This is a genomic window from Kitasatospora sp. NPDC030952 (assembly GCF_055571335.1).
Genome location: NZ_JBVIFM010000008.1, coordinates 310,557 through 316,827, shown reverse-complemented (window position 1 = coordinate 316,827; position 6,271 = coordinate 310,557). Strand labels below are relative to the sequence as shown.

Below are 6,271 nucleotides of genomic sequence, written 5' to 3'. Positions count from 1 at the left end.
CGGGCGGCGTTCCCGACCGGCAAGACCTTCCACATCTGGAACGAGGAGGCGTCCTCGATCCCGGTCCCGACGCAGTCTGCGCTGCGGACCCTGGAACGGGTCGGGCGGCGCGAGAACCTCTGCGTCGTCGGACCCTCCGGCACGGGAAAGTCGCACTTCAGCGAGGCGCTCGGCCAGTCGGCGGTCGACGCCGGGATGACGGTTGCCTGGTTCACCATCGAGGACCTCGGGGCCCTGATCCGCCGTCACCGCGTCGACGACTCCGTCTCGAAGGCGATCTCCCGGATCACCCGAACCGATTTGATCATCGTTGACGACATCGGGCTCCTGCCCGTCTCGCCGGACGCCGCCGAGGGCTTCTACCGTCTGGTCGATGCCGCTTACGAACGGCGGAGTCTGGCGGTCAGCAGCAACCTTCATCCGTCTGGATTCGACGAGATCATGCCCAAGACCCTCGCCACCGCGACCGTCGACCGGCTCCTGCACCACGCCCACGTTGTCGTCACGCAGGGCGACAGCCACCGCCTCGCCGAGGCGACCACCGGACGAGGCGTCGTCCCGCTCGGCTGACCCAGAGGCGGGGAGATCAACTGTCCACCGGGGACTTTCCACGTCCGCCAGTGGGGAGATCAACTGTCCGCGAGCGGGGAACTCCTACTGTCCCTTGACACAGGCCCCTGTCCCGCCAGCGACGGAAGTACGGTCGGCCTTCTCGGGGATGACGTGCCGGATGGCCCTTCTCCGCAGGTAGCGGCGGGTCCGGCGGTTGCTGTACGACTTGTCGGCGCTGAGGCTGTCAGGCCTGGTGCGGGGGGTGGCCGGTCGTGAGGCGCGGAACCCGGATCTTGTCCATGACGGGCTCGAACTGGGTGCAGTCGGCGCATTGCCCCGGTGTGATGACCAGCGACAACGCCCGGCAGCGTCCCTCCGCGCTCAGGTGGATCTTGGTGGTGTGGCCGCCCCGGGACCGCCCGAGAGCCTCGCCGGCTGCACCACCGCCACCAGGCAGTTGAACAGTTCCGTCCACATCTGGGCATTTCTGATCGCGTGCGCGGCGCCCCCTTTGAGGACCGGCGGCGCATGGGGGGCTCCGGCCGCGTGGTGGTGCGCGCGGATCGTTGTGGAGTCGATGGAGATGTCCCAGTCGATCCCGCTGGCGGCATCCACCTCCGCCTGGGCCCGCTGGAGCAGGCGCTCCCACGTCCCGTCCGCCGACCGGCGGCGATGCCGCTCATGGACGGTCTTCCAGGAACCGTAGCGCTCAGGAAGGTCGCACCACGGCACGACCTGCCGGTCCTGCACGGCACGTTGGTCCGTCTCGCGGTCGAGCGTCTGCCGGGCGACCGGGATCCGAAACCGCTCTGGCTGTGGTGCTCGGCCACCGGTGCCACCGGCACGGACGTGGACCGTTGGTGGCAGTCGTTCCTCCGCAGATTCGACCTGGAACACACCTTCAGGCTCATGAAACAGACGCTCGGCTGGACCGCCCCGAAGATCCGCCACGCCGACAGTGCCGACCTGTGGACGTGGCTCGTCATCGCCGCCCACACCCGACTCCGTCTTGCCCGGCCGCTGGCCGAGGACCTCCGCCGCCCCTGGGAGCGGCCCGCCGAGCCCCGCCGTCTCACCCCCGCCCGAGTGCGGCGGGGGTTTCGCAACATCCGCCCGACCACCGCTCGCCCAGCGGCAGCACCGAAACCGTCCAAACCGGGCCCCGGACGGGCCGGCCTCCTGGCTCGAAGAACAAGCAGCGGGCCGCACGTCACGATGTCGGAAAGACAGTCAAACGCGCCGAGTCGATCAAGAAACGCCAAGCCCAGCGAGGATAAATGCCAAGCTCAGACCAGTTCAGCGCCAGAGTGTTGCGGTTCGCTCGTTGCGGGGTTGAGGTTGTGCTGGAGTCGGGTGTGGCGGAACTGGTGGACGGCGCCGGCCTGGCGCAGGACGCCGCGGTGGTAGGCGTCGTCGAGGAAGGCCATGGTGTCCCAGGGGAGCCGTCCGGTGAGGGGGAGGCAGATGCGGGTGAAGAGCAGCCACTGGCCCCAGGGGGTGAAGGCCAGGACGTAGCAGCCGGTGATGATGGGCCCGATGTTGAGCCCCCACGTGAGCCCCTGGGCGAATGGGGCCTGCGGGTCGGCGCGGCCCGCGAGGACGGCCTCCCATATTCGCCAGACGACGGTGGTGGCCACGATGACCGTCGGCGTGACGAGCAGGGCCTGGCGGATGACGGAGCTGCGGTTGGCGGCCAGCAGGTCTGACGGGGTGGCGGCGGCACCGAGGTCGAGCGGTGTTTGCAGGGCGGCCATGAGCCCGAGGGCCAGGCTGAACCCTGTCGCAACGTCGACACCGGCACCGAGTGTGTCGAGCAAGGTGCCGGCAGGCGGCATGCTGGGGGCGCGTCCAAAGTGGATGTACTGGGCGAACAGCGGAGTCAGTAGCGTGGCGGTGAGAACATAGGTCGGTCCCACGATCAGGCCCAGGACCAGGCCGGCGCAGGATGCGGTGCGGATCCGGCGCGCGGGCGCGCCACCCGTCCATCGGCCGCGGCCCGGTAGTCGCAGCCGCAGGCGGGATGGTTCGAACGCCTCTTTGCCGAAGGTGACGACGATCCCGTAAGCCAGTCCGAAGGCCAGGCCGGCGAGTGGGCCGGCCGTGAGGGCGCTCAGCAGACCATCGCTTGGTTGGATCTGTCCGGCAGGCCTGATCAGGATCATGATCCCGAACACCAGCCCGTCGCACAGACCCGTGACCACGGCGCAGGCCAGGACGACGGCAAGGATGCGCGAGGGCAGGCTCAGCGCTCCGGACAGCTGCCACCAGGCCAGGTCCTGGCGGTCGCGCCGGCCGGGCCGGTCGAGGTGTGCGGCCAGGTGGCCCAGGAACTGCCTGGCGCGGTCCGGATCCCACAAGCGGGGCGGGCGCTGCCGGGCGCCGTCAGGTCGGGCCGGAGGACGCTGGCGGTAGACGGTGGGGACGAAGCCGGCCAGCAGGTGTTCTTCGAGGGCGTGCGGGGTCGGGAAGCGGGCGGCGTCCAGGAGGACGGCCGGGTCCTGGCCGGGGGTGTCGCTGTACAGGGTCCGGGCGAGCATCACCATCAGCGGGGTGCTCAGTACGGCGGCGAGGTTGACGCAGGCGGGGGTGTCCGGGCTTTCGCGAAGCTCGTCCAGGACAGGGCCCCAGGCGGATGAGGCTCGGCCCCCCGGCTCGTCATGGCGGGTCGAGCGTTCGGTGCGGGGGAGGTAGTAGGCCAAGTCATCCACGGTCAGGCAGCACAGTTCGATGCCCGCGGCCTTGCAGAGCTTGTCCGTCCCGGCGGCATCGGCGAACTGCTCGGGCCGGCTGGTCAGCAGCAGCGGCAGGGACACCTCGTTGAGCTCGCGAAGCGCGGCCCCGCGAAGTCCCGGGGCGATTTCGTCGAAGCCGTCCAGGACAGGCAGGATCCAGCCGGCCTCGACCAGGGCAGCCGCCGTGCTCACCCGACGGCCCGCAGCCCTCCCAGCGAGGTTCGGGTGATCGCGCAGCAGACGCTCGACCAACAAGTCACGCAGACCGGTCACGGTCGGATCCCAGGAACCGAGACTGAAGACGACCGGTACCGGATCCTCGCTGGTACGCGACGCCAAGTGGTCCAGGACGAACTGCATCATCAGGACGGACTTGCCGCTGCCGGCACCGCCGAGGACCAGCAGCCGACCCGACGGCACAGTGCGGTAGACCTGCGCGACCTGGGCCAGGCCACCTTCCAGCGGCAATGGTTCGGTGGTGGCCCCTGCCGGTGCGCCGGTGATGTTCTCCCAGGAGTCCAGCACACCCACGGGCGCGGACCGCCAGCGCACCGGCAGCGGGAACGGGTCGTGGACGCGGCGCTGCTCCTGCTCGCGCAACCAGCGACTGTGCACATCGTGGGCCAGCGAGCCGGCTGCCTCCGCCAGATCGCTCCTGACCATGGAGCCTCCCGGTCCACCCGGGCCGCTCGGTGTCAGCGCGCCGAGTAGCCGGTCGGGCAGCTCGGGTACCTCCTGCGAAAGCACTGGCTCGGTGGCCTCGACCGAACTCTGGCTGCGGTGCGCGGTCAGAAGTTCCTGCCAGACCTCCTCGCGCCCACGCCCGAGCGCGTCGGCCAAGGCATGGGCAATCTGCTGCACTGTCCCCGTCCGCACGACTGCGGCCCTGCTGGTCTCCAGTCGCTGGACCGTCCGTACCCCCAGCCCCGACCGCTCAGCCAGTTGCTCCTGCGTCAGCCCCGCCTGTCGGCGAAGCCCTCGGAGCAGGGCACCCAACCCGCCGCTCACCTCGACGAACTCAGTCGTATCACTGCGCTCTCCTCCCTCGAAGGGGCAGTGTACGTGGCCCGATCGAGGCCGCCAGAAACCCGCCATGCGCATCTGGCGGGTTCCTGACGTGGCCACTGGACAGCCAGGACCGCCAGCGTCGTCACCTGGCAGCGAGACCTGCCGGCGCTCGGCACGACGTCAGCCACGCCATGCCGGGCGCACCCGATCAACCCGTAAACCTGAACAGGACTGCGCGGCAGCCCTCGTGGGCGATTCAGCACCACGGGGTTGCCGCATCACGTCCTTCCGTCAAAACCGGCCGTACATCTGCTTCGTCGACCCATGGAGACATCGCCTTGCGCAAGATCAGGACGTTCCGCAACCTCGCAGTCATGGCCGCCGCCGTGGTTCTCCCGATGACTGTGACCATCGGTGCGCAGAGCGCCTCGGCAATACCCGTGGCCCATCCCCTCGCTGGCCATGGAACCACTTCGCAGTTCACCCCGACCGTCAAGGACCCGACCACTGCCAGCGCCGCGGAGCTCGCCGCTGCCTCCGGCACCCGCTCGCAGGCGCGCAACCTGGCAGCCAACGCCACCACGGGCGGCCCCATCACGCGGAGCCAGGTGATGGCCCGGGCCCAGTCCTGGGTCGACCAGCAGGTGCCGTACAGCGAGTTCGCTCACCACACCGACGCCAACGGCACCTACCGCACGGACTGCTCGGGGTTCGTCTCGATGGCGTGGGACCTTCCGGACAGCGCGGCCAACAACTGGGGTGACACCACCAATACCCTGCCCAACTTCGCCACCCGGCTCGGCAGCCTCGACGACCTGAAGCCAGGCGACATGATCGACAACATCTCGACCCACGTGGTGCTGTTCGCAGGCTGGACGGACTCCTCCCACACGGTGGCCAACATCATGGAGGAACCGCACACCCCGCTCTTCGCCCAGGCCATCACCTTGAGTCGGAGCTACCTCACGAGCGGCGGATTCCTCCCCTACCGTTACAACAACATCCAGGACGATCCGGCCCCGGCGTCGGCGCCGCAGAATGTTCAGTTGGACATCGTGGGTGGTGACGGTGCGATGTACAGCCAGTACGGCAACTACACCGCCAGCCCCGGCCACTTCAATCCGTCCTGGACCGAGATCGGCGGGGCTTCCGGGTTCACGAAGATCACCAGTGTCAACATCGGTGGCGGCCTGGTGTACTACTTCGGCATCGCGGACGGCCGGGTCTACGGACAGAGCGTCAACACCGCCACCGACGCCTGGACCGGCTGGGCGCAGGTCCCGGGCAACGCCTCGGGCGCGCAGGACATCGCCGCCTCCGCGACCGGCAACAACGTGGTCGTCTCGATCATCGGCGGCGACGGCGTCCTCTACACCCAGTACGCCGACTTCGACAGCAGCCCCGCCCACTTCGACCCCGCCTGGACCCAACGCGACGGCGCCGACCTGACCGCCCTCAGCACCATCACCGCACCCAACGACAGCAATACCATCCACGTCTTCGGCGTGGCCGCCGGCGGCCACGTCTACGGCGAAGACATCAAACTCACCACCAACAGCACCACCGGCTGGAACGAACTGCCCGGCAACGCCTCCAGCGCCCAGGACATCGCCACCGCCGCGACCGGCAACAACGTGATCGTCTCGATCATCGGCGGCGACGGCGTCCTCTACACCCAGTACGCCAACTACACCGCCAACCCCGGCCACTTCGACCCCACCTGGACCCAGCGCGACAGCGCCGGCCTGACCCACCTGAGCACCGTCGCAGCCAACGACAACCTCATCCACATCTTCGGCGCCGGCCCCGCCGGCCGCGTCTACGGCGAAGACCTCACCGTCAACACCAACAGCACCACCGGCTGGAACGAAATCCTCGGCAACGCCACCAACGCTCGGGACATCACCGCCTCCCTCTCCAACTGACAGCCGCTCCAAGCATGGAACCCAGCCCGGGCCTTGACCATTGGTCAAGGCCCG

General features: G+C 69.0%; 3 protein-coding genes and 3 pseudogenes. 3 read left to right on the top strand and 3 right to left on the bottom strand.

What is annotated here, in order from left to right:
- Window positions 1–570, top strand: a 570-nt coding sequence (locus tag ACZ47G_RS17390; RefSeq protein ID WP_465743507.1) for an ATP-binding protein, incomplete at its 5' end; no start/stop codon positions are given.
- Window positions 571–699: 129 nt separating this feature from the next.
- On the opposite strand, the pseudogene ACZ47G_RS17385 reads toward ACZ47G_RS17390, so the two are convergent.
- A pseudogene (locus tag ACZ47G_RS17385) lies at window positions 700–982 on the bottom strand (transposase); the annotation flags it as partial.
- A 97-nt stretch (window positions 983–1,079) separates the two neighbouring features.
- Window positions 1,080–1,293 (bottom strand): annotated as a pseudogene (locus ACZ47G_RS17380) (transposase); the annotation flags it as partial.
- Between ACZ47G_RS17380 and ACZ47G_RS17375 the strand changes: the two are divergent.
- A pseudogene (locus tag ACZ47G_RS17375) lies at window positions 1,285–1,829 on the top strand (NF041680 family putative transposase); the annotation flags it as partial. The pseudogenes ACZ47G_RS17380 and ACZ47G_RS17375 sit on opposite strands and share 9 nt — an antisense overlap.
- A gap of 9 nt (window positions 1,830–1,838) precedes the next feature.
- Here ACZ47G_RS17375 and ACZ47G_RS17370 read toward each other — a convergent pair.
- Window positions 1,839–4,292 carry a helix-turn-helix domain-containing protein gene (locus ACZ47G_RS17370; RefSeq protein ID WP_465743515.1) on the bottom strand — a complete coding sequence of 818 codons (2,454 nt, stop codon included), beginning with the start codon at window positions 4,290–4,292 and terminating at the stop codon, window positions 1,839–1,841.
- 398 nt (window positions 4,293–4,690) lie between these two features.
- Between ACZ47G_RS17370 and ACZ47G_RS17365 the strand changes: the two genes are divergently transcribed.
- Entirely contained in the window at window positions 4,691–6,217 is a 1,527-nt protein-coding gene (locus tag ACZ47G_RS17365; protein ID WP_465743505.1) for a hypothetical protein, read from the top strand.
- The last annotated feature ends 54 nt before the right edge of the window (window positions 6,218–6,271 follow it).